Here is a 22683-nt window from a genome sequence, read left to right on the forward strand (position 1 = left end):
GAGGACGTCCGAGCCGCCGCCCCCGCGACGGGACCTGCCGCTACGGTCGCCTCCGTGCGTGGTGGGGAGGGCAGGACGACCGGCACGGGCCGGTCCCTCCGGGGCAACCCCGGGGTCGTGCATGCAGGCTAGGACTCGCGTCACCCGCCGGGCGGCGCGCTCCGCGCACGCCACGGCGCCTCCCTCACGGGACGGCTGGCCTCCCCACCACGCACCCGCGCCGCGGTGAGCGCCGCCCGGCGGGCACGGGGCACCGCGGACGGCGTCGCGACGGCGCTGCTGGCCGGGCCGTGGCGACGCCCGCTGATGGTCCGCCGGGTCGCCGTCGCCCTCGGGTCCGCCCGCGCGCCCCGCTGGGTCGGCAGGCTCGTCGACGAGGTGCTCGACGCCTACCGCGACGCCCCCGCCGACCGCCCCCGCGAGCTCGCCGCGTTCGTCGGCACCACCCGCGGCTGGGCCACGGGCACGCAGGTGGCGCTCCCGCCGGTGCGCCGGTGGCAGCCGCGTCCCACCGCCGTCGTCCGCCGTCCCTTCGCCGTCGCGGACCTCCCCGACCTCGCCGCCCTGGCCCGGCTGCTCGACCTCGACCAGGGCGAGCTGGCCTGGTTCGCCGACGTCCGCGGGCTGGAGCGCACCGTCGCCGAGCCGCTGCGGCACTACCGGTGGCGGGCCGTGCCGCGCGCCTCCGGCACCCGGCTGCTCAGCGCCCCCAAGCCCCGGCTCAGGGAGATCCAGCGCCGCCTGCTGCGCCACGTGCTCGCGCCGATCCCCGTGCACGACGCCGCGCACGGCTGCGTGACCGGCCGCTCGGTGCGCACCGCGCTCGCCCCGCACGCCGGCGCCGCCGTCCTGCTGCACCTGGACCTCGAGTCCTTCTTCGCCGGCATCCCCGCCGCCCGGATCTGGGGCCTGCTGCAGGGCACCGCCGGGCTGACCGAGCCGGTCGCGCACGCCGTCACCGGCCTGGTGACCACCGTCGTCCCGGCGCAGGTCTGGCGGGCCGTCCCGGCGCCGGCCGGTGCCGAGGACCGCGACCGGCACCGCCGGCTCGGCCGGCGGCTCGCGGGAGCGCACCTGCCCCAGGGCGCCCCGACCTCCCCCGCGCTGGCCAACCTGGCCTGCTTCCGCCTCGACCGCCGGCTGGCCGGGCTCGCCGCCGCCTCCGGCGCGACCTACACCCGCTACGTCGACGACCTGCTCGTCAGCGGGGGTCCGGGCACCGGCCGGCTCGCCGAGCGGGTCCGCGCGATCGTCGCCGACGAGGGCTTCCGGCTGCACCCGGGGAAGGTCCGGGTGATGCGGTCGGCCGACCGGCAGCACGCCCTCGGCGCCGTCGTCAACGCCCACCCGGCGCTGCCCCGCCGCGAGCGCGACGCGCTGCGGGCCCTGCTGCACAACTGCGCCGTCCACGGCTGGCGCTCGCAGACCCGTGGCCGCGACGCGGCGACCTTCCGCGACCACGTGCTCGGCCGGGTCGCGTGGGCGGCGTCGCTGGACCCCGCCTTCGGTGCCCGGCTGCACGCCCTCGCGGCCCGCATCGACTGGGCCCGGCCGGACTGACGCCCGGCGGCCGCGTGGCTAGCGCGAGTTCTGCTGCCGGCGGGCGATGAGCACGAGCACGCCCATGACGACGACGAGGGGCACCCACGCCGGCAGGCCGAACGGTCCCAGGAGGAGCTGGGCGACGTACAGCACGAGCTGGAAGCCGACCCAGAAGCCCACGAGGAGCACCAGCCAGAACAGCCAGGGCCGCTCCGTCTGCAACCGGCGCAGGTAGTCCATCGCCCCTCCTCGGGTCACCCGGGGTCCATCGTCCCACCCGCGGGCGCCGCACCGGCGCACCGTCACGCGGCCGCCGGCAGCTCCTGCTCCCGCGGGACCGCCCCGGTGCGGCGGGCCGCCGCCCCGCTCCCCCAGCGGGCGACCGGGCGGGCCAGGACGGCGGTGACGGCGGCCAGCGCGGCGACGCCGAGCAACGCGGTCCGCAGCCCGGCGGCGTCGGCCAGCGCGCCGACGAAGACCGGCCCCAGCACGAATCCCAGGTACGACGTCGTCGAGACGGCGGAGGTGGCCCGGCCGCGCACCTCGTCGCGCACGTCGGCCAGCGCCGTGCGCATCAGCGTCGGGAACAGCACCGCGGTGCCGGCCGCGGCCAGCGCCAGGCCGGCGAGCGCCACGACCGCCGTCGACGAGCGGGCCAGCAGGAACGACCCGACGGCGGCCGCGAGCGCGCCGCCGGTGAGCAGCGCACCCGCCGGCACCCGCGCGGAGGCCCCGGCCGCGAACCGGGCGGCGGCGGCGACCCCCGCGAAGACCGCCGGGGCGGCCGCGGTCAGCCCCCCGCCCACGGCCAGCTCGTCGGCGAGGAAGACCGCGCCCCAGGACTGGTGGGCGTTCTCCACCGCGAACGCCAGCGCCCCGACGAGCCCGACGGCCACCAGCGGCAGCACCCACGACGGGACCCGCGCGCGAGGGGCGTCCCCGTCGGGCACGGCCACGCCGGTGGCCAGCCGCACCGGCCACAGCGACACCGCGGCCGCCACGGTGGCGAGGACGACCAGCCCGAAGGCGACGGCCACGGGCAGCCCCAGCGCCTGGACGCCCCCGGTGCCCAGCGCGCCGGCGACGACCGCCGTCGAGAACACCCCGTGCGCCCGGGTGAGCACCGGCCGGCCCGCCCGGCGCTCGGCCGCCCCCGCCACAGCGTTGATGCCGACGTCGCCCGAGCCCGACATCGCGCCCAGCAGGAGCAGCAGCACGGCCAGCGACGCGAAGTTCGCGGCGGCCGTGGCCACCGCGACCCCGGCGACCGCCATCAGCACCAGCGTGAGCGCCACCACCCGGCCGCCGAAGCGGTCCACGGCGCGGCCGGTGAGCAGCATCGCCGGGAGCGCGCCGAGCCCGATGAACAGCAGCGCCGTGCCGAGCTGCCCCTGGGTGACGCCGGCGGCGTCCCGCACCGCGGGCAGGGCGGCACCCCACACCCCCCACAGCGCGCCGTAGGAGGCGAAGGCGAGGTAGGCCGTCCGCGAGGAGGCGGCCGTCGCCCGGGCAGGGTGCAGGGGTGGGGTGCTCATGGATCTTAACGTTACACACACCCGGCTAGGCTGTCACCATGACGCGGAGACCGACCATGCCCGACGTCGCCCGCGCCGCCGGCGTCTCGGCGATGACGGTCAGCTACACCTACAACCGCCCCGACCGGGTCGCGCCCGCCACCAGGGAGAAGGTCCTGGAGGCGGCCGCCCGGCTCGGCTACCCGGGGCCCGACGCGGCCGCGCGCAACCTCCGCCGGGGCCGCACCGGCAACCTCGGCGTCGTCCTGGGCGAGCACCTCACCTACGCCTTCGCCGACCCCCAGGCCACGGCGTTCCTCGCCGGCATCGCCGAGGTGTGCACCGAGCACGGCCTCGGCCTCACCCTGATCCCGATCTCGGGCGAGGCCTCCGACGTCGACCGCGTGCGCGAGGCCGCGGTCGACGGCTTCGTGGTCTGGACGACGGTCGACGACGACCCGGTGCTGGCCGCGGTGACCGCGTCCGCCCGCCCCGCCGTGGTGCACGGCGGGCCCGCGGTGGACGGGCTGCACCTGGTCACGATCGACAACCGGGCTGCCGCCGCGGCCGTCGCCGCGGTGGGTCTGCGCGGCTCGACCCGGCCCGGCGTGCTCTCCTTCCCTCTCGACCGCCGTCGCGAGCCCGGCCTGCGGTACGGCCCGGACCCCGCGTCGGCGCCCTTCCCGGTGACGCGCGACCGGCTGGCCGGTTACCGCGACGCCGTCGCGGCCGCCGGGCTCGACTGGGCCGACGTCCCGGTCGTCGTCCTCGCCCGCAACGACCCCGCCGAGGCCGAGCGGGCGATCGGCCGCTTCCCCGCCGGCACGGACACCGTGCTGGCCATGGGCGACGAGGTCGCCCTCGCGGCGCTGCGCGCCACGACGCGGTCGGTGCCCGACGAGCTCGCCGTCACCGGGTGGGACGACGCCGCCGGCGCCGAGGCGGCGGGCCTGACCACCGTGCGGCAGTCGCTGCAGGACCAGGGCCGGCGCTGCGCCCGGCTGGTCGTCGGCGACCCGCCGGGGCCGGAGCCGACGTGGCAGGTCGTCGAGCGGCGCAGCACCCGTCGTCCCGGAGCGGATAGGTCGCGGCCGGCCGGGTAGGTGCTCCAGCGCGGTGCAGAACCGGAACGGAAGGAGCCGCGCGATGGACATGGGAGGCCTCGCCGACAAGGCGAAGAACGCCCTGAACAGCGAGCAGGGCGAGCAGCGCAGCGACCAGGCGCTGGACAAGGCCGAGCAGTTCGCCGACGACAGGACCGGCGGCAAGTTCGACGGCCAGACGGACAAGGCCGGCGACCTCGCCGACCAGCGGATCGGGCAGGACCAGGCCCGCTCCTGAGCGGCGGGCGGGCGGCCCGCCGCTCAGCGGCGGGCCGTCAGCCGGTCGACGTCGAGGCGCTCGCGCGCGACGTAGTACAGGGTGGCGCCCGCCGGCAGCGGCGTCTCCCACGGCGGGCTCACCACGAGCTCGCCCTCCGTGCGCTGGGCCAGCACGGTGGCGCCGTAGGTGCGGCCGAGGAACGTCTGGGCGTCGCCGAAGGTGGTGTGCGGGAAGCCGGCGGGCACCGTGAACGAGTACGTGTTGCCGTGCCCGCCGCTGCTCATCAGGTCGTTGTAGACCTGGGTCAGCCCCGGGTCGGCGGCCTCTTCCGACAGCAGGAACGGCATGTGCCACTGCACGACCTGCACCGCCTGGTTGACGTAGCGCAGGTTGTCCCGGCGGCCGAGGTCCCGCAGCGCGACGACCAGGTGGACCCGCGGGTTGGCGTGGTCGACGGCCACCGCCACGGCGAGCGCCTCGTTGTCGTCGCGGACGTCGACGATCGCCGTCCGCGCCCGGTCCACGCAGGCCCGGGTCATCACGTCCTCGTGGGTGAGGTCGCCGCGGACGAAGTGCACGGCCGGCTGGTCGGGCACCGGGTTCTCCGCGACGTCGTCCCAGGCGCACAGCGCGACCTGGGAGCCGCGCTCGGCGGTGAGCTCGGCGATGATCCGCTCGGTCCGCCCGGGGGTGTAGCCCAGCAGGACGACGTGGTCCCGGAGGTCCAGCGCGACCACTCCTCTCAGGCGCCGGCCCCGCAGCGACTGCAGCGCGGTGGCCAGCTGGGTGAACAGCAGGGTGAGCGTGACGATCCCGCCGACGATCACGTACGTCCCGACGACCCGCCCGGCGGTCGAGACGGGGAACTGGTCGCCGTAGCCGACGGTCGCCGAGGTGACCACGAAGTACCACCAGTAGGTCCCCGGCGCGGTGAGGGTGCTGCCGGCCGGCTCGACCAGCCACATCAGCAGCCAGCTGGTCAGGAAGACCAGCAGCGCCACCCCCAGCGGCAGCCGCCAGCCGCGCAGCCGGAGCCGCACGAAGCGCGACAGGCGGTACAGCAGGAACGGCATCGGCTCTCCTACCAGGGCGGACGTCGCGGGCAACCTACCGCCGGCCCGCTCAGTGGCCGCGGAAGGCCTCCTCCAGCCACCACGAGGGCCGGTCGCGGGTCACCTTGGCGTCGACGAGCAGGGGGCGCGAGCGCGGCCCGGCCACCCAGTCGGCCACCGGCGCCAGGTCGGCGACGCTGCGGACGGTGAGCGCCTCGAAGCCGTGGCCGCGCGCGATCGCGGCGAGGTCGGTCTCGGGGAAGCGCACGGTGTCGAGCGCGGCGCCAGCCGGCCCGAAGTGGTGCACCTCCGCGCCGTACGCCGCGTCGTCGTAGACCACCACCACCATGGGCAGCCCCAGCCGGACGACGGTCTCCAGCTCCGAGGCCCCCATCAGCGCCCCGCCGTCGCCGAGCGCGGCCACCGGCAGCCGGTCGGGCCGCGCCAGCGCCGCGCCGATCGCCGTCGACAGGCCCAGCCCCACCGACTGGAAGGCCTGGGTGAAGCAGAACCCGAACTCGTCGGGCACGTCGAGGAACATGCTCGGGTAGCCCATGAAGTTGCCCGAGTCGACGGCGACGACCCGCTCGGCCGGCAGCAGGTCGTCCAGCGCGATCGTCAGCGCCCGCGGGTCGACCAACCCCCCGCCGCTGGTGTCCTCGAACGCCTCGTCCCGCCAGCGGATCCGCCGCGCGATCGACTCCCGCACCTCCGGCGTCCGGTAGCCCTCGACCGGCTCCCCCACCGCGGCGGCCACCGCGACCGCCACCTGGCGCACGTCGCCGACGACGCCGAACGAGATCCGGCGCTGGGCACCGAGCGCGGCGGGGTCGAGGTCGACCTGGACGACGACGGCGTCGTCGGCGATCAGCCGGCCGTGCCGCATCGTCCACATGTTCAGCGCGCACCCCCACCCCACCACCAGGTCGGCGCCGCTGATCAGCTCCGCGGCCAGCGGCGAGGCGAACCCGCCGGAGACGTCGAGCGACCACGGGTTGCCGGCGAAGAGCCCCTTGGCCACCGCCGACGTCGCCAGCAGCGCCCCGCAGCGCTCGGCCAGCTCCTCCAGCGCCCGCCTGACGCCCGCCCCGCGGGCGCCCCGGCCGGCCACGAACACCGGCCGCCGCGCCCGCGCCAGCGCCGCCGCCAGCCGGTCGACGTCGTCGGCCCCCACCGTGCCGATGGCCGGCGCCGCGGGCAGCCGCGGCGGCGGCAGGTCGGGCGCCGGCCGGTCCTGCACGTCCAGCGGCAGGTTGAGCAGCACGGTCCGCCGCTCGTGGACGGCGGTGGCGACCGCGACCGCCGCCTGCGCCGGGGCGGCGCCGGGCGCGGTGACCCGCATCGGCAGCGCGCCCACCGCCGCGGCCAGGGCGGACTGGTCGACGGCGAAGTTCGACCGCGGGGAGGTGGCCTCGGCCGCGAGCACGACCAGCGGCGTGCGGCTCTTGGCGGCCTCGGTGATGCCGGTCAGCGCGTTGGTGAGCCCGCAGCCCTGGTGCACGCTCAGCGCCGCGACGCCGCCGGACAGCCGGGCGAAGGCGTCGGCCATCGTCGCCGCGCCGCCCTCGTGCCGGGCGGCGACGAACCGCGCGCCGGCCGCCACCATCGCGTTGGTGACGGCGAAGTTGCCCGAGCCGACGACGCCGAAGACCTGCCCCACGCCGCACCGGACCAGCGCGGCGCCGACGGCCTCCGCCACGTTCATCCGGGCGCCGCCGTCAGCGCTCGACCAGGGCCAGCACGCGCGCCGGCGACCCCGACCCCGCGACGATGGGCAGCGGCGCGGCGATCAGCAGCGCACCGGTGGGCGGCAGCGACGCCAGGTTCTGCAGCTGGGTGAGCCCGTACTTGCCGCTGCCCATCAGCGCCGCGTGGCACGGGAACGGCGGGTCGAACGAGTGCGCGGCCCCGGCGTCGGTGCCCACCGTCTCCACGCCCAGGCCGAGGATCGGCGCCTCCTCCCCCAGCCACCGGGCGCAGTCCGGCGAGATGCCGGGCGTGTGCGGGCCGGTGTCGTCGGAGTTGAGGAAGTCGGCCTGCGACGCCGACCGGGCGTCCCAGCCGGTGCGGTACAGCAGCCAGCCGCCCTCCGGCAGCGGCCCGTGCTCGGCCTCCCACGCCCGGACGTGCTCCACCTCGAGCAGGAAGTCGGGGTCCTCGGCCGCCTGCCGCGAGAAGTCGAGGACGACGGCCGGGCCGACCAGCCGGGCAGGGGGCACCGAGGCGACGTCGTCGCCGTCCTTGCCGCTCACCCAGTGGTTCGGGGCGTCGAAGTGCGTGCCCGTGTGCTCGCCGGTGCGGAAGTTGTTCCAGTACCAGGCCGGCCCGCGGTCGTCGTAGCGGCTGAGCTCCTCGAGCTCGAAGCGCGCGGTCTGGGCGAACTCGGGGGGCAGCTGGATGATCGGTGTCTCGGCCGACAGCGGGGCCGTGAGGTCGACGATCTCGACCCGGCCGTCGGTGAGGGCTCCGGCGAGGCTGGACAGCAGCGACATGCATGCCTCTTCTCGATGTTCGGTACGGACCGGTGCGCAGCATCGCGCATCGACCCGCCGCGCAGGAGAGGGGACGGCGCGGCGCCTGGCCCCGAGGCCCGCCCGCGGCCGACCTCCGCGCGCTCGCGGAGGAGGGCGCCCCGGCCTGAGGGAGGTTCGCTCCCCGGGCGGCGCTCGGGGGAAGATCCTCGCGCCGCAGCGACTTGGCACCGGCCGGGTCCACCCGTGCAGCGGGGCACGGTCGCGGCCCGCCGACCGCCGCCGTCGAAAGGGTGCCCCTTGAGCACAGAGCAGACCCTGCCGGCCCCCTCCCGCCCCGGACCGTCCCTGCGGATCAGCGTCCCCGTCCCCTACCGGTCGGCCAGCTTCGGCCGGTTCCTCGCCAACGAGGCCGGCAGCGCCGTCCTGCTCCTGGTCGCCGCGGTGGTCGCGCTGGTCTGGGCCAACCTGGGCGGGTCGTACGACCACTTCTGGGAGACCGAGGTGGCCGTCCGCATCGACGACTGGACGGCGTCGATGGACCTGCGGCACGTGGTCAACGACGCCGCGATGGCGCTGTTCTTCCTCGTCGTCGGCCTGGAGATCAGCCGCGAGGTGACCGTCGGCGAGCTGCGCGACCGGCGGCGGGTGGTCGTGCCCGCGCTCGGCGCGCTGGGCGGTCTGGCGCTGCCGGCGCTCATCTACCTGGCGTTCGCCCCCTCGGGCGAGGCCGCCATGGGCTGGGGCATCCCGATCTCCACCGACACCGCGTTCCTGATCGGCATCCTGGCGCTGTTCGGCCCGCGCTGCCCCGACCAGCTGCGGCTGTTCCTGCTCACGCTGGCGATCGTCGACGACATCGGCGCCATCGCCGTCATGGCGATCTTCTACACGACCGACGTCTCCGTGCCCGCCCTGGTCGTGTCCGCCGTGCTGACGGCGGCGCTGCTGGCGATGCGCTGGGCCGGGGTCTGGCGGCTGGCCCCCTACCTCGTCGTGGGGCTGGCGCTGTGGTGCGCGGTCTTCGCCTCCGGCGTGCACGCCACGCTGGCCGGCGTCCTCGTCGGCCTGATCGTCCCCGCGGCGCCCGTGGAGGACGCCCAGTGGGAGCGGCTGAAGTACTACGGCAGGGCGCTCAAGGAGCGCGCCGACCCGGCCCGCGCCCGGCTCGCCTCGGCCGCCGTCCGCGCGACCGTGCCGGCCAACGACCGGCTGCAGAACGAGCTGCACCCGGTCAGCGCCTACCTCGTCGTCCCGGTGTTCGGCCTGGCCAACGCCGGCGTGGTGCTCGACGGCGAGACGCTCTCGGCGGCGCTGACCTCCGGGGTGTCCATCGGCATCGTGGTGGCGCTGCTGCTGGGCAACGCGCTCGGCATCTCGCTGGCCGCCGGCATGGCGCTGCGCTTCGGCTGGGGCGACCTGCCCGGGCGGGTGCGCTACGGCCACCTCATCGGCGGCGCGGTGCTGGCCGGGATCGGGTTCACCATCTCGCTGTTCATCACCGACCTCGCCTTCACCGACGAGCTGCTGCGGCAGGAGGCCAAGATCGGCGTCCTGGCCGGCTCGCTGCTCTCCGCCGTCGTGGGCTCGCTGCTGCTGCGCTACCTGGGCGAGCGGCTGCCGCTGTGCACGGTCGAGGACGACGAGGAGCCGCCCGAGCTGCCGGTCGGCCCGTGGCGCGACCCGACGCTCGCCGGCACCTGAGCCCCCCGGGGCTTTCGGTACAGGAAGCCCCCGCGCCCCCGGGGCTTTCGGTACAGGAAGCCCCCACGACCCCCGGGGCCTTCGGTACCGAAAGCCCGCGGGGGCGCCCTCAGCCGAGGCCGAGGGCGGTGCGCAGCTCCGCCAGCTTGGCGCGGCCGGTGTAGCGCTGCCCGTCGACGAACAGGGTCGGGGTGCCGCGCACGCCGTTCGCCACCCCCGACCGGTAGTCGGCCTCGACCGCCGGGCGGAACGCCTGCGCCGGCTCGCCCACGACGCCGGCCGCGCCGACCTGCGCGGCGTAGCCGGCGAGGTCGGCGTCGGTGAGCCGGTCCTGGTGGGCGAAGAGCAGGTCGTGCATCGCCCAGAACCGGTCGCCGGAGGCCTCGGCCGCCAGCGCCGCGGTCAGCGCGAACGGGTGCACGGTGAACAGCGGGAAGTGCCGGAACACCAGCGCCACCCGGCCGTCGGAGCCGTCGACCAGCTTCTTGAGCTGCGGCGCGGCGTCGCGGCAGTACGGGCACTCGAAGTCGCCGTACTCGACCACCCGCATCGGCGCCGCCGGGTCGCCGTAGAGGTGCCGGTCGGGGTCGTAGCCGCCGGTCACCCGACCTCCTCCACGCCCGCCGAGTGCCGCCGGGCGAGCTCCCGGTAGATCGCCGGGTTGCCCTCGACCCAGGCCCGCGCGCCCGCCGACAGCGGGCCGCGCACCCGGGCGGGGGCGCCGAGCGCCATCACCCCGTCCGGGATCTCGGCGCCCGGCGGCACCAGGCTGTGCGCCGCGATCAGCGCGCGGGCGCCGATCCGGGCGCCGTCCTGCACCGTGGCCCCGTTGCCGATCAGCGCCTCGGCGCCGACGACCGCGCCGTGGACGACGCACACGTGCCCGATCGTGGCCCCCGGCCCGATCTCCGTCGCGGGGTCCTCGCCGCCGTGCAGCACCGAGCCGTCCTGCACGTTGGCCCCCTCCCGGACGATGATGCGGCCGAAGTCGGCGCGCAGCACCGCGCCGTACCAGACCGAGGCACCGGCCTCGACGACGACGTCGCCGACGAGCGTCGCCGTCGGCGCCACCCAGGCGTCGGGGTGGACCTGGGGCTTGCGGCCCTCGAAGGAGAACAGCGGCATGGCCGGCAGCCTATGGCCGCGGCTCAGCCCAGCCAGGCCACCGCCTCGTCGGCGATCGCGCCGGGCACCTCGTGGCCCCCGGTGAACTCGCGGTAGGTGACGTCGTAGCCGTCGTCGCGCAGCGCCCGGACGATCCGCCGGCCGGCCCGGTCGACCGGCAGCACGTCGTCGCCCTCCCCGTGCGAGACGAACACCGGCGGCCGACCCCGCCGAGGCGCGTCGGGCAGGAACCCCGGCGAGAAGGCGACCACCCGGCGGAACACGGTGCCGTTGGCCAGGCCGAGGCCGAGCGCGTAGGAGCCGCCGTCGGAGAAGCCGGCCACGGCCAGGCGGGCGCCGTCCACGGGGACGAGCCGGAACGCCTCCTCCAGCGCGGCGTCGACGAACGCGGCGTCCGGGCCGAAGCGGCTCCTGACGGCGTCCCAGGTGCGGCCCTCCGACGCCGGGGCGAGCAGCACGATCCCCCGCTCGTCGGCCCCGCCCGCGAGCAGCCCGATCCCGGAGGCGGCGTCGCCCCCGGCCCCGTGGAGGGTGAGCACCAGCGGGACCGGCGCGCCCGCCGGCAGCCCCGGCGGCACGTGCAGCAGCGCGTCGCGGTCCTGGCGCAGCCCCAGCGGTCGGGTGCCCGGCTCGGCCGGCGGGCCGGCCGGGGCAGGGCCCGTCGGCGGCCGGGCCCCCAGGAGCGCGGCGGAGACCTCCCGCCCCGGCAGCCGCCCTCCGCAGCCGGCGAGGACGCCGGCGGCCAGCAGTCCGGCGCCGGCCCCGAGGAAGTCCCGCCGCGTCGGCACGGGGGATCCCTACCCGGCGGAGGCCGTCAGGCCGCCCCGTGCAGCGCGCGCCAGAACGCCGCCCGCACGCCACCGGCCCCCCAGGCGTTGGGCTCGATGACCGAGCAGAACCACAGCTCGCGCGACCCCGGCCGCGGGTCGGGCCGGGCCGGGTCCCCGGCCCGCAGGCCGTGTCCGGCGAACTCCTCGGCGATCTCGGCGACGGCGGCGCCGTGGGCGGCCGCCACCCCGCGCAGCGCCTCGTTCAGCTCGCCGATCACCGCCACGCCGTCCGGCCACGGCGGCAGGCCCAGCCGCGCGGTGTCCCCCGTGCCGTCGCTGGGGTCGTAGACGGTGCCGAGGAGCACGCGCCCGCCCGGGGCCAGCCGGGCGGTGACGGTGCCGAGCACCCGGTCGACGTCCGCGCGGACCCGGCGCACCACCGCCCGCGCGGCGCGGGTGTCGCCGTAGGCGGCGAGCAGGTCGTTGCCGCCCACGGTCAGCGTCACCAGGTCCGGCCGCTCCCCCAGCGCGCCCAGCCGCGGCAGCTGGCGCTCGAGGACCGTGGCCGTGGTCGCGCCGTCGGTCGCGAGCAGGTCGAAGCTCGCCGCGGGGTCGGCCGAGACCAGGTCGCGACCCCGCCAGTCCGGGAAGTCGTCGTCGCGGTTGCGGTGCAGCAGGGCGGCCCCGCCGCGGCCGGGGCCACCGGCGTAGTCGTCGATCGAGATGGAGTCGCCCAGGGCGACGTAGGCGCGCACCCCGTCACAGCCGCCGGACGTCGGCCTCGACGGCCTCGAAGGCCTTGCGGGCCGCGATGAGCACCGGGTCCCAGACCGGGGAGAACGGCGGGGCGTAGGAGAGGTCGAGGGCGAGGACCTCGTCGACGGTCATCTCGTTCCAGATGGCGATCGCCAGGGCGTCGATCCGCTTCGCCGCGGCCCGCTTGCCGACGATCTGCGCGCCCAGCAGCCGCCCGCTGCGCCGCTCGGCGATCATCTTCAGCCGGATCGGTGACGCCCCCGGGAAGTAGCCGGCCTTGGTCGTGGAGTCGACCACGGCGGTGACGAAGGAGTAGCCGGCGGCCTCCGCCTCGGCCGACGACAGCCCGGTGCGCGCGGCCTCGGTGTCGCAGATCTTGGTGATCGCGGTGCCGATGACGCCGGGGAAGGTCGCGTACCCGCCGCCGATGTTGATGCCGGCCACCCGGCCCTGCTTGTTGGCGTGCGTGCCCAGCGCGACGACGACGCGCTGACCGGAGAGCCGGTGCCGCGACTCCACGCAGTCGCCGGCCGCCCACACGCCCTCGACCTGGGTGCGCATCCGGGCGTCGACGGCGATGCCGCCGGAGGTGCCGAGCGGGATGCCCGCCTCGCGCGCCAGGCGCACGTCCGGTCGGACCCCGAGGCCCAGGACGACGAGGTCGGCGGGCAGCTCCCGGCCGCCGGCGGTCACCACCGCCCGCGCGCGCCCGTCCGGGCCGGTCTCGACGGCGGCGGCCCCGTCGGAGAGCACCAGCTCGATGCCGTTGCGCCGGACCGCGTCGGCGAGGAACTCCCCGACATCGGGGTCGAAGGTGCCCACGGGGGTCGGCGACAGGTCGACGACGGTGACCTCCAGCCCGCGGACCCGGCACGCCTCGGCGATCTCCAGCCCGATGTAGCCGCCGCCGACCACGACGACGCGGCGCACCCCGCCGCCGTCGAGCGCGGCGCGCAGGGCCACGCCGTCGTCCAGGGTCTGCACGCCGTGCACGCCGGGGGCGTCGATGCCGGGGATCGGCGGCCGCATGGGCACGCTGCCGGTGGCGTGCACCAGGTCGTCGAACGGCTCGGTGCCCTCGGCGCCGCCGTCGAGCTCCCGCCAGCGCACGACCCGGCGGTCGAGGTCGATGCCGACCACCTCGGTGCGCATCCGCACGTCGATGCCCGCCGCCCGGTGCTGCTCCGGCGTCCGGGCGACCAGCGCGGCCTCGCTCTCCACCGCGCCGCTGATCCAGTACGGGATGCCGCACGCGGAGTAGGACGTCGCGCGGCCGCGCTCGAACATCACCACGTCGAGGTCGGGCCGCCGCTTCCTGGCCTGCGACGCCGCGCTGCCGCCCGCGGCGTCCCCTCCGATCACCACCAGCCGCCGGGTCACGCCGCGGACGCTAGGTCACGCTCCCGGCGCCCGCCCGGCGAACATGCGGAGGCGCTTCCGGAAAGGGGGTTCCGGCGGGCCCGCGCCCCGGCGAGGATGGGCACGTGGGGAAACCTGTGCTGCTCAGCGTCGACGACGACCCCGGCGTCTCGCGGGCGGTGGCCCGGGACCTGCGCCGGCACTACGGCGAGGAGTTCCGGGTGCTGCGCGCCGCCTCGGCCGCCGAGGGCCTGGAGACGCTGCGCGAGCTCAAGCTGCGCGGCGACGCGGTGGCGGTACTGCTGGCCGACTACCGGATGCCGCAGATAAACGGCATCGAGTTCCTCGAGAAGGCGATGGACGTCTTCCCCCGGGCCCGCCGCGCGCTGCTCACCGCCTACGCCGACACCGACGCGGCGATCCAGGCGATCAACGTCGTCGACGTCGACCACTACCTGCTCAAGCCGTGGGAACCGGTCGAGGAGAAGCTCTACCCGGTCGTGGACGCGATGATCCAGGCCTGGAGGGAGAGCAAGGACGCCGCGGTCGAGGACGTGCGGATCGTCGGGCACCGCTGGTCGGCGCCGTCGTTCAAGGCGCGCGACTTCCTGGCCCGCAACGCCGTCCCCTACCGCTGGTACAGCGTCGAGGAGGCCGAGGGCCAGCGGCTGCTCGAGGCCGCCGGGGCCACCCCCGCCGACGTCCCGGTGGTGCTGACACCCGCCGGCGCGGTGCTGCGCTCCCCCACCCCGGCCGAGCTCGGTGCGGCCGTCGGCCTGGACGTCGACCCGCGCACCGACTTCTACGACGTGGTGGTCGTCGGCGGCGGTCCGGCCGGCCTGGGCGCCGCGGTGTACGCGGCCAGCGAGGGCCTGCGCACCGTGCTGGTCGAGAAGCGGGCCACCGGCGGCCAGGCCGGGCAGAGCAGCCGGATCGAGAACTACCTGGGCTTCCCCGACGGCGTCTCCGGCGCCCAGCTGGCCGACCGCGCCCGCCGGCAGGCGACCAAGTTCGGCGCCGAGCTGGTCACCGCCCGCGACGTCGTCGCCCTGGAGGTCACCGGCTCCTCGCGGACCGTGCGCTTCGACGACGGCAGCAGCATCGCCGCGCACGCCGTCGTCCTCGCCACCGGCGTGTTCTGGCGGACCCTGGGCGCGCCCGGGTGCGCCGAGCTCACCGGCCGGGGCGTCTTCTACGGCTCGGCCATGACCGAGGCCGCCAACTGCAAGGACCAGGACGTCTTCATCGTCGGCGGCGCCAACTCCGCCGGGCAGGCGGCGGTCTTCTTCTCCCGGCAGGCCCGGTGCGTCTACCTGCTGGTGCGCGGGCCGTCGCTGGAGGCCTCGATGTCGCACTACCTCATCGAGCAGATCGCGGCGGTCCCGAACATCGTCGTCCGCACCTGCACCACGGTGGCCGCGGCGCACGGCGACGAGCACCTCGAGCAGCTGACCCTGCGGCACCTCGACGGCACCGAGGAGACGCGGCCGGCCAACCACCTGTTCGTCTTCATCGGCGCGGCCCCGCACACCGACTGGCTCGACGGCGTCGTCACCCGCGACGCCCACGGCTTCATCCCCACCGGCCCGGCGCTGCTCGCCGACGGCGGCCGGCCCGCCGGCTGGCCGCTCGACCGCGACCCCTACTTCCTCGAGAGCAGCCTGCCCGGCGTGTTCGTCGCCGGGGACGTGCGGGCCGAGTCGGTGAAGCGGGTCGCGTCGGCGGTCGGCGAGGGCGCGATGGCGGTCACGCTGGTGCACCGGTACCTGGAGGAGCGGTGAGCACGCACCTGACGCCCGAGGAGCTGCGCGGCCTGTTCCTGTTCGCCGACCTCGACGACGAGCAGCTGGCCTGGGTGGCCCGGGTCGGGGACGTCGTCGAGTACCCGGCCGGGGCGGTGGTGAGCGCCGAGGGTGAGCCGGCCGAGTGCTTCTACGTGCTGCTCGACGGCACGATGAGCATGTCGCGGCGGGTGGGCGCCGACGAGGTGGAGACCATCCGCACCGACAGCCCGGGCGTCTACTCCGGGGCCGTCCAGTTCTACTTCGGCGACCAGATCGACCAGCGCTACCCGGCGACCGTGCGCGCCGTCACCGGCTGCCGCTTCCTCGCGCTGCCGGCCGTCGAGTTCGGCACGGTCTTCCGCGGCTGGTTCCCCATGGCGACCCACCTGCTGCAGGGCCTGTTCGTGGGCACGCGCAACTCCAACGAGCTGGTCGGCCAGCGCGAGCGGCTGCTGGCGCTGGGCAAGCTGACCGCCGGGCTGACGCACGAGCTGAACAACCCCGCCGCCGCGGCCGCCCGGGCCACCGCCGCGCTGCGCGACCGGTTCGCCGGCATGCGGCACAAGCTGGCGATGCTCGCCTCGGGGAAGGTCGACGGCCGGGTGCTGCGGGCGCTGACCGACCTGCAGGAGACCTTCGTCGCGAACCTGGAGCAGGCCGACGAGCTCTCGGCGCTCGAGCGCGCCGACCGCGAGGACCTGCTGGGCGAGTGGCTCGAGGACCGGGAGGTCACCGGGCCCTGGGAGCTGGCCGCGGTCTTCGTGCCCGCCGGCCTGGGCCCGGCGGACCTGGAGAAGGTCGCCGACGCCGTCGACCCCGGCTTTCTCGAGCCCGCGCTGCGCTGGCTGGCCTACACCGTCGAGACCGAGATGCTGCTGGGCGAGATCCGGGAGAGCACCAGCCGGATCTCCGGCCTGGTGAACGCCGCCAAGCAGTACTCCAACCTCGACCGCACGCCGCACCAGGACACCGACCTGCACGCCGGGCTCGATGCCACGCTGGTCATGCTCAGCGCCAAGCTCGGCGCCGGCGTCACCGTCGTCAAGGACTACGACCGCTCGTTGCCGCTGGTCCCGGGCTACCCGGCGGAGCTGAACCAGGTGTGGACCAACCTGGTCGTCAACGCCCTCGACGCCATGGCCGGCAGCGGCACGCTCACCCTGCGCACGGGCCGGGACGGCGACTGCGCGTTCGTCGAGGTCGGCGACACCGGCCACGGCATCCCCGACGAGCTGCAGCGACGGGTGTTCGAGCCGTTCTTCACCACCAAGGCGGTCGGCGAGGGCACCGGGCTGGGCCTGGACATGTCCTACCGCATCGTGGTCAACCGGCACGGCGGTGACCTGCGGGTGACCTCCCGGCCCGGCGACACCCGGTTCCGGGTGCTGCTGCCGCTGACCGAGCGGGTCAGTGCAGCCGCTGCCGCCAGTCCGCCGGGACCCGGCCCCGGGGACCGGGAGCCGGCTGGCTGACCGGGTGCGCGGCCGGCGGCGCCAGCTCCGGCCCCTGCAGGTACTGCTCGCGCGTGTAGTCCCAGAACCACGTCTCCCCCGGCTCGTAGCTGCGCACGACCGGGTGGCCGGCGGCGCCGGCGTGGGCCCGGGCGTGCTGCGCCGGCGAGGAGTCGCAGCAGCCGACGTGGCCGCACTGCGCGCAACGGCGCAGGTGGAACCACCAGCCGCCGGACTCCTCGCACTCGACGCAGCCGGGGCCGGAGGGTGGGACGGTCGGGTCGATGCCGGGGGTCGTCGCGGTCACCAGGTCAGTGCATCAGTCGAAGAGCTGGTCGAGGAAGGACTTCTTGCGCTTCGGGTGGCCGTGGCCGTACGGCCGGCCGTACTGGTCGTAGCCGTAGCCCGACGAGCCGTGCGACTTGTGCTTGGTCGCGTTGAGCACCTCGTTGACGACGGCGCCCAGCCCGCCGGCGGCCCCGGCGTGCCCGGCCGCGTGCCCGGACGGGTGCTCCGACGAGGAGTGCGACGAGGAGTGCGCGGACGACGGGTCCTTGCCGTGCCAGGCGTTCTCGGCGTCGATCAGCCGCTCGAGCTCACCGCGGTCGAGGAAGATCCCGCGGCAGTCGGCGCACTGGTCGACGTGGACGCCGTTGCGCTCGTAGGTGCGCATCGGGCCGTGGCACTTCGGACAGGTGAGATCCATGCCGCCTGAACGCCCGGGCTCCCCGCTCGGGTTCCGGGCCGTCGGGCGCCCCGGGCCGGGAACCGCGCGTAGCGGCCCCGGCCGGTGGCCTCGCGTGCGCAGCGAGATCGGCGATCTCGTGGCCTTCCAGGGCTGGAAGGCCACGAGAGCGCAGAAGTCGAAGCCGATCGAGCGGTCGCACCCGGGGCCGCGGGCTTTCGCGCGTGCGTCCCGATGCCCCGCGGCCGGCCGGCGGCCGGCGACCGTGACGCGTCCTGGACGGCCTGCGCTGGTGCGCGGCCGGGGAGCGGCCGTCGCGCGGACACGCACGGGTGCGCATCCCACGTCGTGGTCACCGCATCGCTGCGCACGAGGGCGCTGGCACCGACCGGTGCACGCGCCGGTCAGTCGCCGCGGCCGAGGTCGTCGTCGACGGCGGTCTCGCCGGAGGTGCGCCCGCCGCCGGCGTGGCGGACGTCGCGCTCCTGCTCCTCGGTGCCCTCGGCGCGGTCGGGCGTCGGCTCGGGCTCGGTCACGTCGTCTCCTCCCCTCGCACGCCTGCGGTGCAGCAGGGCCGGCACCACCTCGGCGCCGGCGGTCCCGGCCGCCGCCCAGCCGAGGACGACGGCCCAGGACAGCGGGTCCAGCGGCGTGCAGCCGAAGAACCGGGACAGGCCCGGCGTCTGCACGACGACGCCGAGGACGGCCAGCGACCCGGCCGCCGTGGCCAGCACCAGCGGGCTGCGCCGGCCCATCCACGCCGTCTGCCCCAGCTGGGTGGCGATGAGGGCGGCCAGGCCCATGGTGCCGGCCCGCCCGCGCAGCCCGGTGAGCCGGCCGACCGCCCAGGCACCGGTCGCGCCGGCGGTGGTGGCGGCGCCGCGCACCAGCACGATCCGGCGCAGCTCCGCGGTGAAGTCGCGGTGCGGCCCGGCGCGCAGCACCGCCGCCAGCGGGTGCCCGGCCAGCGGCCCCTCGCCGTCGTCCTCGGCCGCCGTGCGCGGCGAGGCGACCGCCACCGCCAGCGCGGGGAACATGTCGGTGAGCAGGTTGACCAGCAGCAGCTGCCGGGTGTTCAGCGGCGCCCGGCCCCCGAATGCGGTGCCGAGCACCGTGAACGACACCTCGCCGGCGTTGCCCCCGACCAGCACCGAGACCGCGTCGCGCACGCGCGACCACATGGCCCGGCCCTCGGCGATCGCGTCGACCAGCCGGGTGAGGTCGAGGTCGGTGAGCACCAGGTCGGCGGCGGTGCGCGCGGCCGGGGACTCGGCGCCGGAGACGCCCACCCCGACGTCGGCCAGCCGGATCGCCGCCGCGTCGTTCACCCCGTCGCCGGTCATGGCCAGGGTCGCCCCGGTGCGGCGCAGCGCGCTCACGAGCAGCACCTTCTGCTCCGGGGACAGGCGGGCGAAGACGGCGGCCTCCTGCACCATCCGCGTCCGCTCGGCCTCCGACGCGCGGGCCAGCCGGCCGCCGGTCACCACCCGGTCGGCGTCGGGGATGCCGGCCTGCGCGGCGATCGCGCTCGCCGTCTCCGGGTGGTCGCCGGTGGCCACCAGCACCCGCACCCCGGCGGCCTGCAGCTGCTCGATGGCCGCGACCGAGGAGTCGCGCAGGGTGTCGGCGAGCGCGACCAGCCCGCGCAGCGTGAGCCCGTCGACCGCCTCCTGCAGGTCCTCGGGCTCGCCGTCGAGCTCCCGGTCGGCGACCGCGAGCACCCGCAGCCCCTCGGCCGCCAGGCCCTGCACCCGGTCGCGGACCTCGTCGGCCGCGCCGCAGCGGCGCAGCACCACCTCGGGCGCGCCCTTCACCACCAGCCGGCCGTCGCGCAGCGCCGCGGAGAACCCGCGCCCCGCGGCGAACGGCAGGCTCGCGGTGGGCTCGTCGGACGGCAGGACGCCGCGGTCGCGGGCGGCCTCGAGCACGGCGCGGTCGGTCTCGTGCGCGGCGTCGTCGCCGTTGCCCATGCCGGCGGCGGCCAACCGCAGCAGGCCCTCCTCGTCGAGCCCGTCGCACGGCACCAGCCGCGTGACGGCGAGCCGGTTCTCGGTGAGCGTGCCGGTCTTGTCGAAGCAGACCGTGTCCACCCGGCCCAGCGCCTCCAGCACCCGGGCGCTGCGTACCACGGCGCCGCGCCGCGACAGCCGCTGGGCGGCGGCCTGCTGCGCCACGGTCGCGACCAGCGGCAGCCCCTCCGGGACGGCGGCCACGGCGACGGCGACCCCGTCGCGGACGGCGGCCCGCAGCGGCCGGCGCCACAGCACCCCGAGCGCGGTGACCGCGGCCCCACCGGCCAGGGTCAGCGGCAGCACCTTGCGGGTCAGCTCGCCGAGCCGGGCCTGCACGCCCGCGGGCGGAGCGGCCGCGCCGGCCGCGCGCGAGGCCCGGCCCGCCTGGGTGGCCTGGCCGACGGCCACCACCACCGCCCGGCCGGAGCCGGCGACGACGGTCGTGCCGTCGAAGAGCATGCAGGTGCGGTCGCCCACCTCGGCGCCCGGCGTCGCGGGGACCGACTTGGCGACGGCGAGCGACTCGCCGGTCAGGTTGGACTCGTCGACCTCGAGGTCGGCGGCCTCCAGCAGGCGGGCGTCGGCGGCCAGGACGTCGCCGGCCTCGACCCGCAGCACGTCGCCCACCCGCACCGCGCTGCCGGGCACCTCCTCGGTGCCGCCGTCGGTCTCCCGGCGCACGCAGACGTCCTGCTCCAGCAGCAGCGACTCCAGCGTGCTCTCCGCGCGCAGCCGCTGCAGCCCGCTGACCAGCGCGTTGGCCACGGTCACGCTGCCGACCAGGACGGCGTCGGTGGCCTCGCCGAGCAGCGCCGTGGCCGCGGCGCCGGTGCCCAGCACGGGCGTGAGCGGGTCGCTGAGCTCGGCGGCGACCGTGCGGGCGTAGCGCAGCGGGGTGCGCAGCGCCGGCCGCGCGGCCAGCCGGCGCAGCGGCTGCGGCACGGTCGAGCGGTGCTCCTCCCGCCGGTCCGGCAGGTCGGCGAGGCGGCGCCGCACGTCGTCGGGGTCGAGCGCGTGCCACGGCGTGTGCACGCCGGCCGGGGGCGGCGGGCGGTGCGCCACCCGCGCCGCCGTCCAGGTGCCGGCGGCCATGGTGAGCGCGGTCGCCGACTTGCCCGGGGTGGTCGCCTTGCGCTGGCCGTAGGCCGCGCTGCCGACCGCGGCGAGCAGGGCGCCCAGCACGTTGCCGGTGAGCGCGCTCTCGACCGCGCGCCGGCTCACCGCGCGGGCATCCGCGGTGGCGGCGACCAGGTGGCAGGCGTCGACCAGGCCGGGGCCGGTCACCAGGTCTGCGCCCCAGGCCGGGGCCCGCCCCGGGCGCACCGGCGCGACGGCGACGTCGGCGGCGAGCAGCGCCGGCCCGTCGGCGGCCGAGACCAGCAGCACCCCGCGCCCGTCGGCCTGCGCCCGGCGCACCGTCTCCACCAGCGGCTCGTCGGCGTCGGCGACCTCGTCGGCCATGCCCGCGATCTCCCGGGTGCCGGCGTGCGCGCCGAGCACCAGCCGGGAGCCGGCCCGCCCGGCCGCGGTGAGCAGCGCCTCGGCGTGCGGGTCGAGCTCAGGGGCGACGGTCACCTCACCGATCCGCCGGCGGCCCTCCAGCAGCGAGCGGCGCTCGCCGCCGGGCAGGTCGGCGGCGCGCGGCGGGCCGAGCCGCAGCGCCCGCCCGTCCGCGATCGCGGCGTCGTCGGTCCCGAGCAGCCGGGTCGCGGCCGTCCAGACCGCCGCGTCGTCCCACCCATCGGCCTCGGCGGTCGCCTCCAGGACGACCGGCGGGCCGGTGCACAGGGCGTCGCCGTCGACGACGACGGTGTCGACGCGGTCGAGCCGGCGGTAGGCCGAGCCGTCCATCGGCAGCACGCCGCGGCGGCACATGAGCAGGTCCAGGGTCGCGGCGAACGACTCCCGGCCCTGGGTCGCGGCCTTCGGGGTGAGCGCCTTCATCAGGTCGGCCGACCGGCCGGGCCGCCGGGTGAGCGGCACCAGCGCCAGCGCGGCGACCAGCTCCGTGGGACCGAGCCGGGCCCGGTACCGCTCGATCGGCCCGGGCGGCAGCGGGCGGGGGCGCTGGCCCGGCGCGGGCACCTCGCCGTCGTCGGCCGGCTCGGGCCCGGGGCCGCACAGCTCGTGCTCGCGGCGCCGCCACACCTGCCGGCGGGCGCGCATCTCCAGCGCCTCCTGCACGGCGGCGGCCGCGTTCAGCGCCGGCACGGTCGGGCTCTGGGTCATGGCGTGCAGCAGCGCGCTGGTGCCGGTGAAGACGAGGTCGGTGCCGATGGGCCCGATGCGGTCGCTCAGCCGGGTCTTGATCCACTCCTGGCTGTCGAGCAGCGCCACGGCCAGCGTGGCGTGCCGGGTCAGCGCCGGCACGGGCAGCCGCTTGGCCGCCGTGGCCACGGCGAGGGCGGCGAGGTCGACCGCCGCGCTGACCCAGGCGGCCAGCACCGGCTCGAGGTCGGCCGGGTGGTCCTCGCGCAGCGGGTACAGCCGCGTCGCCCCGCGCGCCTGCTCGACCGCGGTGACCACCTCGACGACGTCGCCGACGCCCACCCGGCGCTCGTCGACGGCCACCAGCACCCGCCCGGCGACCTCGTTGACGGTGGCCCAGGAGACCCCGTCGAGCCGCTCGAGCGCCTGGCGCAGCGAGCGGCGGACCTGCGGCGCCTCCTCGGCCGCCGGCGCGCACAGCTCGACCTGCACGTGGCCGCGGTCGGCCCACACGCGGGGGGTGTGCCGGGCCGTGGGCGGCTCCACCATCGCCCTGGCCGCGTCGACGAGCGAGTGCACGTGCCCGTCGGGCATGGGGTCGGCTCCGGTGAGCACGGTGCCGACGGCGCGGGTGGCCGACTCGGCGACCGCGCGGGCGGTCTCGACCGAGCCGAACGTCAGGCGGGCGGCGGTGCGGACGCCGGCCCGCGCGGTGTCGCCGACCAGCCCGGCGGTGACGACGGCGGGAGCCAGCGCGAGCGCGGCGCCGCCCGAGGCCAGCCCGGCCGCCGCCCGCAGCATGCCGCGGGCGGGAGCGAGGCGGCCCAGCAGTGCCATCGGCGTCCCCCCGAACGATCGTGCGCCGACCGTACGCCCGATCGGGTTCCGCCACCGGGTGGGACGGCCTCTTTACCGGTCCCTGCGCAC

At 77.0% G+C, this 22683-nt stretch carries 19 protein-coding genes; 6 read left to right on the forward strand and 13 right to left on the reverse strand.

Annotation, left to right across the window (positions count from 1 at the left end; translation table 11 throughout):
• Positions 1-225 precede the first annotated feature (225 nt).
• A complete protein-coding gene (locus ACI78S_RS07825; protein WP_456971886.1) occupies positions 226-1560 on the forward strand; it encodes a reverse transcriptase family protein in 1335 nt (444 codons plus the stop codon).
• A gap of 18 nt (positions 1561-1578) precedes the next feature.
• On the opposite strand, the gene ACI78S_RS07830 is transcribed toward ACI78S_RS07825, so the two are convergent.
• Positions 1579-1782 (reverse strand): hypothetical protein, encoded by a 204-nt coding sequence (locus ACI78S_RS07830; protein WP_456971888.1) that lies wholly within the window; start codon positions 1780-1782, stop codon positions 1579-1581.
• Positions 1783-1844: 62 nt separating this feature from the next.
• Positions 1845-3077: an MFS transporter gene (locus ACI78S_RS07835; RefSeq protein ID WP_456971890.1), complete on the reverse strand. Its 1233-nt coding sequence runs from the start codon at positions 3075-3077 to the stop codon at positions 1845-1847.
• A gap of 38 nt (positions 3078-3115) precedes the next feature.
• Here ACI78S_RS07835 and ACI78S_RS07840 point away from each other — a divergent pair, with 38 nt between their 5' ends.
• Entirely contained in the window at positions 3116-4159 is a 1044-nt protein-coding gene (locus tag ACI78S_RS07840) for a LacI family DNA-binding transcriptional regulator (RefSeq protein WP_456971892.1), read from the forward strand.
• 43 nt (positions 4160-4202) lie between these two features.
• Positions 4203-4397 carry an antitoxin gene (locus ACI78S_RS07845; RefSeq protein WP_456971894.1) on the forward strand — a complete coding sequence of 65 codons (195 nt, stop codon included), beginning with the start codon at positions 4203-4205 and terminating at the stop codon, positions 4395-4397.
• Between the two features lie 23 nt (positions 4398-4420).
• On the opposite strand, the gene ACI78S_RS07850 is transcribed toward ACI78S_RS07845, so the two are convergent.
• Genes ACI78S_RS07850 through ACI78S_RS07860 form a run of 3 tightly spaced genes read right to left on the reverse strand, consistent with a single transcriptional unit; the run spans position 4421 to position 7923 of the window.
• Entirely contained in the window at positions 4421-5452 is a 1032-nt protein-coding gene (locus ACI78S_RS07850) for an ion channel (protein WP_456971896.1), read from the reverse strand.
• A 49-nt stretch (positions 5453-5501) separates the two neighbouring features.
• Complete coding sequence (locus ACI78S_RS07855; protein ID WP_456971898.1) at positions 5502-7136, reverse strand: thiamine pyrophosphate-binding protein; 1635 nt, start codon at positions 7134-7136, stop codon at positions 5502-5504.
• Between the two features lie 13 nt (positions 7137-7149).
• Positions 7150-7923: a cyclase family protein gene (locus ACI78S_RS07860; protein WP_456971900.1), complete on the reverse strand. Its 774-nt coding sequence runs from the start codon at positions 7921-7923 to the stop codon at positions 7150-7152.
• A gap of 279 nt (positions 7924-8202) precedes the next feature.
• Here ACI78S_RS07860 and nhaA point away from each other — a divergent pair, with 279 nt between their 5' ends.
• On the forward strand, positions 8203-9606 hold the full coding sequence (gene nhaA / locus ACI78S_RS07865; RefSeq protein WP_456971902.1) for a Na+/H+ antiporter NhaA: 1404 nt from the start codon (positions 8203-8205) through the stop codon (positions 9604-9606).
• Positions 9607-9715: 109 nt separating this feature from the next.
• On the opposite strand, the gene ACI78S_RS07870 is transcribed toward nhaA, so the two are convergent.
• Genes ACI78S_RS07870 through ACI78S_RS07890 form a run of 5 tightly spaced genes read right to left on the reverse strand, consistent with a single transcriptional unit; the run spans position 9716 to position 13637 of the window.
• Positions 9716-10210 (reverse strand): DsbA family protein, encoded by a 495-nt coding sequence (locus ACI78S_RS07870; RefSeq protein ID WP_456971904.1) that lies wholly within the window; start codon positions 10208-10210, stop codon positions 9716-9718.
• Complete coding sequence (locus ACI78S_RS07875) at positions 10207-10731, reverse strand: gamma carbonic anhydrase family protein (RefSeq protein ID WP_456971906.1); 525 nt, start codon at positions 10729-10731, stop codon at positions 10207-10209. The genes ACI78S_RS07870 and ACI78S_RS07875 overlap by 4 nt, the downstream gene beginning before the upstream one ends.
• 23 nt (positions 10732-10754) lie before the next feature.
• Positions 10755-11519 carry an alpha/beta hydrolase gene (locus ACI78S_RS07880; protein WP_456971908.1) on the reverse strand — a complete coding sequence of 255 codons (765 nt, stop codon included), beginning with the start codon at positions 11517-11519 and terminating at the stop codon, positions 10755-10757.
• A gap of 26 nt (positions 11520-11545) precedes the next feature.
• Positions 11546-12256 carry an SGNH/GDSL hydrolase family protein gene (locus ACI78S_RS07885; RefSeq protein WP_456971910.1) on the reverse strand — a complete coding sequence of 237 codons (711 nt, stop codon included), beginning with the start codon at positions 12254-12256 and terminating at the stop codon, positions 11546-11548.
• A gap of 4 nt (positions 12257-12260) precedes the next feature.
• Positions 12261-13637, reverse strand: coding sequence for an FAD-dependent oxidoreductase (locus tag ACI78S_RS07890; protein ID WP_456971912.1), 1377 nt, complete (start codon positions 13635-13637; stop codon positions 12261-12263).
• Between the two features lie 104 nt (positions 13638-13741).
• Between ACI78S_RS07890 and ACI78S_RS07895 the strand changes: the two genes are divergently transcribed.
• Positions 13742-15397, forward strand: coding sequence for an FAD-dependent oxidoreductase (locus ACI78S_RS07895; protein WP_456971914.1), 1656 nt, complete (start codon positions 13742-13744; stop codon positions 15395-15397).
• Positions 15394-16872, forward strand: coding sequence for an ATP-binding protein (locus ACI78S_RS07900; RefSeq protein ID WP_456971916.1), 1479 nt, complete (start codon positions 15394-15396; stop codon positions 16870-16872). Before ACI78S_RS07895 ends, ACI78S_RS07900 begins: the two co-directional genes overlap by 4 nt.
• On the opposite strand, the gene ACI78S_RS07905 is transcribed toward ACI78S_RS07900, so the two are convergent.
• The 3 genes from ACI78S_RS07905 to ACI78S_RS07915 form a co-directional block, all read right to left on the reverse strand.
• Positions 16808-17158: a UBP-type zinc finger domain-containing protein gene (locus ACI78S_RS07905; protein ID WP_456971917.1), complete on the reverse strand. Its 351-nt coding sequence runs from the start codon at positions 17156-17158 to the stop codon at positions 16808-16810. The two genes, ACI78S_RS07900 and ACI78S_RS07905, sit on opposite strands and share 65 nt — an antisense overlap.
• Before the next feature lie 12 nt (positions 17159-17170).
• Positions 17171-17557, reverse strand: a complete 387-nt coding sequence (locus tag ACI78S_RS07910; RefSeq protein ID WP_456971919.1) for a TFIIB-type zinc ribbon-containing protein — start codon at positions 17555-17557, stop codon at positions 17171-17173.
• A 383-nt stretch (positions 17558-17940) separates the two neighbouring features.
• On the reverse strand, positions 17941-22593 hold the full coding sequence (locus tag ACI78S_RS07915; protein ID WP_456971921.1) for a cation-translocating P-type ATPase: 4653 nt from the start codon (positions 22591-22593) through the stop codon (positions 17941-17943).
• Positions 22594-22683 lie beyond the last annotated feature (90 nt).

The organism is Geodermatophilus sp. SYSU D00815, from assembly GCF_054050035.1.

Bases quoted from the DNA above. Each gene is read 5' to 3' on its own strand.
- ACI78S_RS07830 (WP_456971888.1), bottom strand. From the start codon at position 1,782: ATGGACTACCTGCGCCGGTTGCAGACGGAGCGGCCCTGGCTGTTCTGG.
- ACI78S_RS07835 (WP_456971890.1), bottom strand. From the start codon at position 3,077: ATGAGCACCCCACCCCTGCACCCTGCCCGGGCGACGGCCGCCTCCTCG.
- ACI78S_RS07840 (WP_456971892.1), top strand. From the start codon at position 3,116: ATGACGCGGAGACCGACCATGCCCGACGTCGCCCGCGCCGCCGGCGTC.
- ACI78S_RS07845 (WP_456971894.1), top strand. From the start codon at position 4,203: ATGGACATGGGAGGCCTCGCCGACAAGGCGAAGAACGCCCTGAACAGC.
- ACI78S_RS07850 (WP_456971896.1), bottom strand. From the start codon at position 5,452: ATGCCGTTCCTGCTGTACCGCCTGTCGCGCTTCGTGCGGCTCCGGCTG.
- ACI78S_RS07855 (WP_456971898.1), bottom strand. From the start codon at position 7,136: ATGAACGTGGCGGAGGCCGTCGGCGCCGCGCTGGTCCGGTGCGGCGTG.
- ACI78S_RS07860 (WP_456971900.1), bottom strand. From the start codon at position 7,923: ATGTCGCTGCTGTCCAGCCTCGCCGGAGCCCTCACCGACGGCCGGGTC.
- ACI78S_RS07875 (WP_456971906.1), bottom strand. From the start codon at position 10,731: ATGCCGCTGTTCTCCTTCGAGGGCCGCAAGCCCCAGGTCCACCCCGAC.
- ACI78S_RS07910 (WP_456971919.1), bottom strand. From the start codon at position 17,557: ATGGATCTCACCTGTCCGAAGTGCCACGGCCCGATGCGCACCTACGAG.
- ACI78S_RS07915 (WP_456971921.1), bottom strand. From the start codon at position 22,593: ATGGCACTGCTGGGCCGCCTCGCTCCCGCCCGCGGCATGCTGCGGGCG.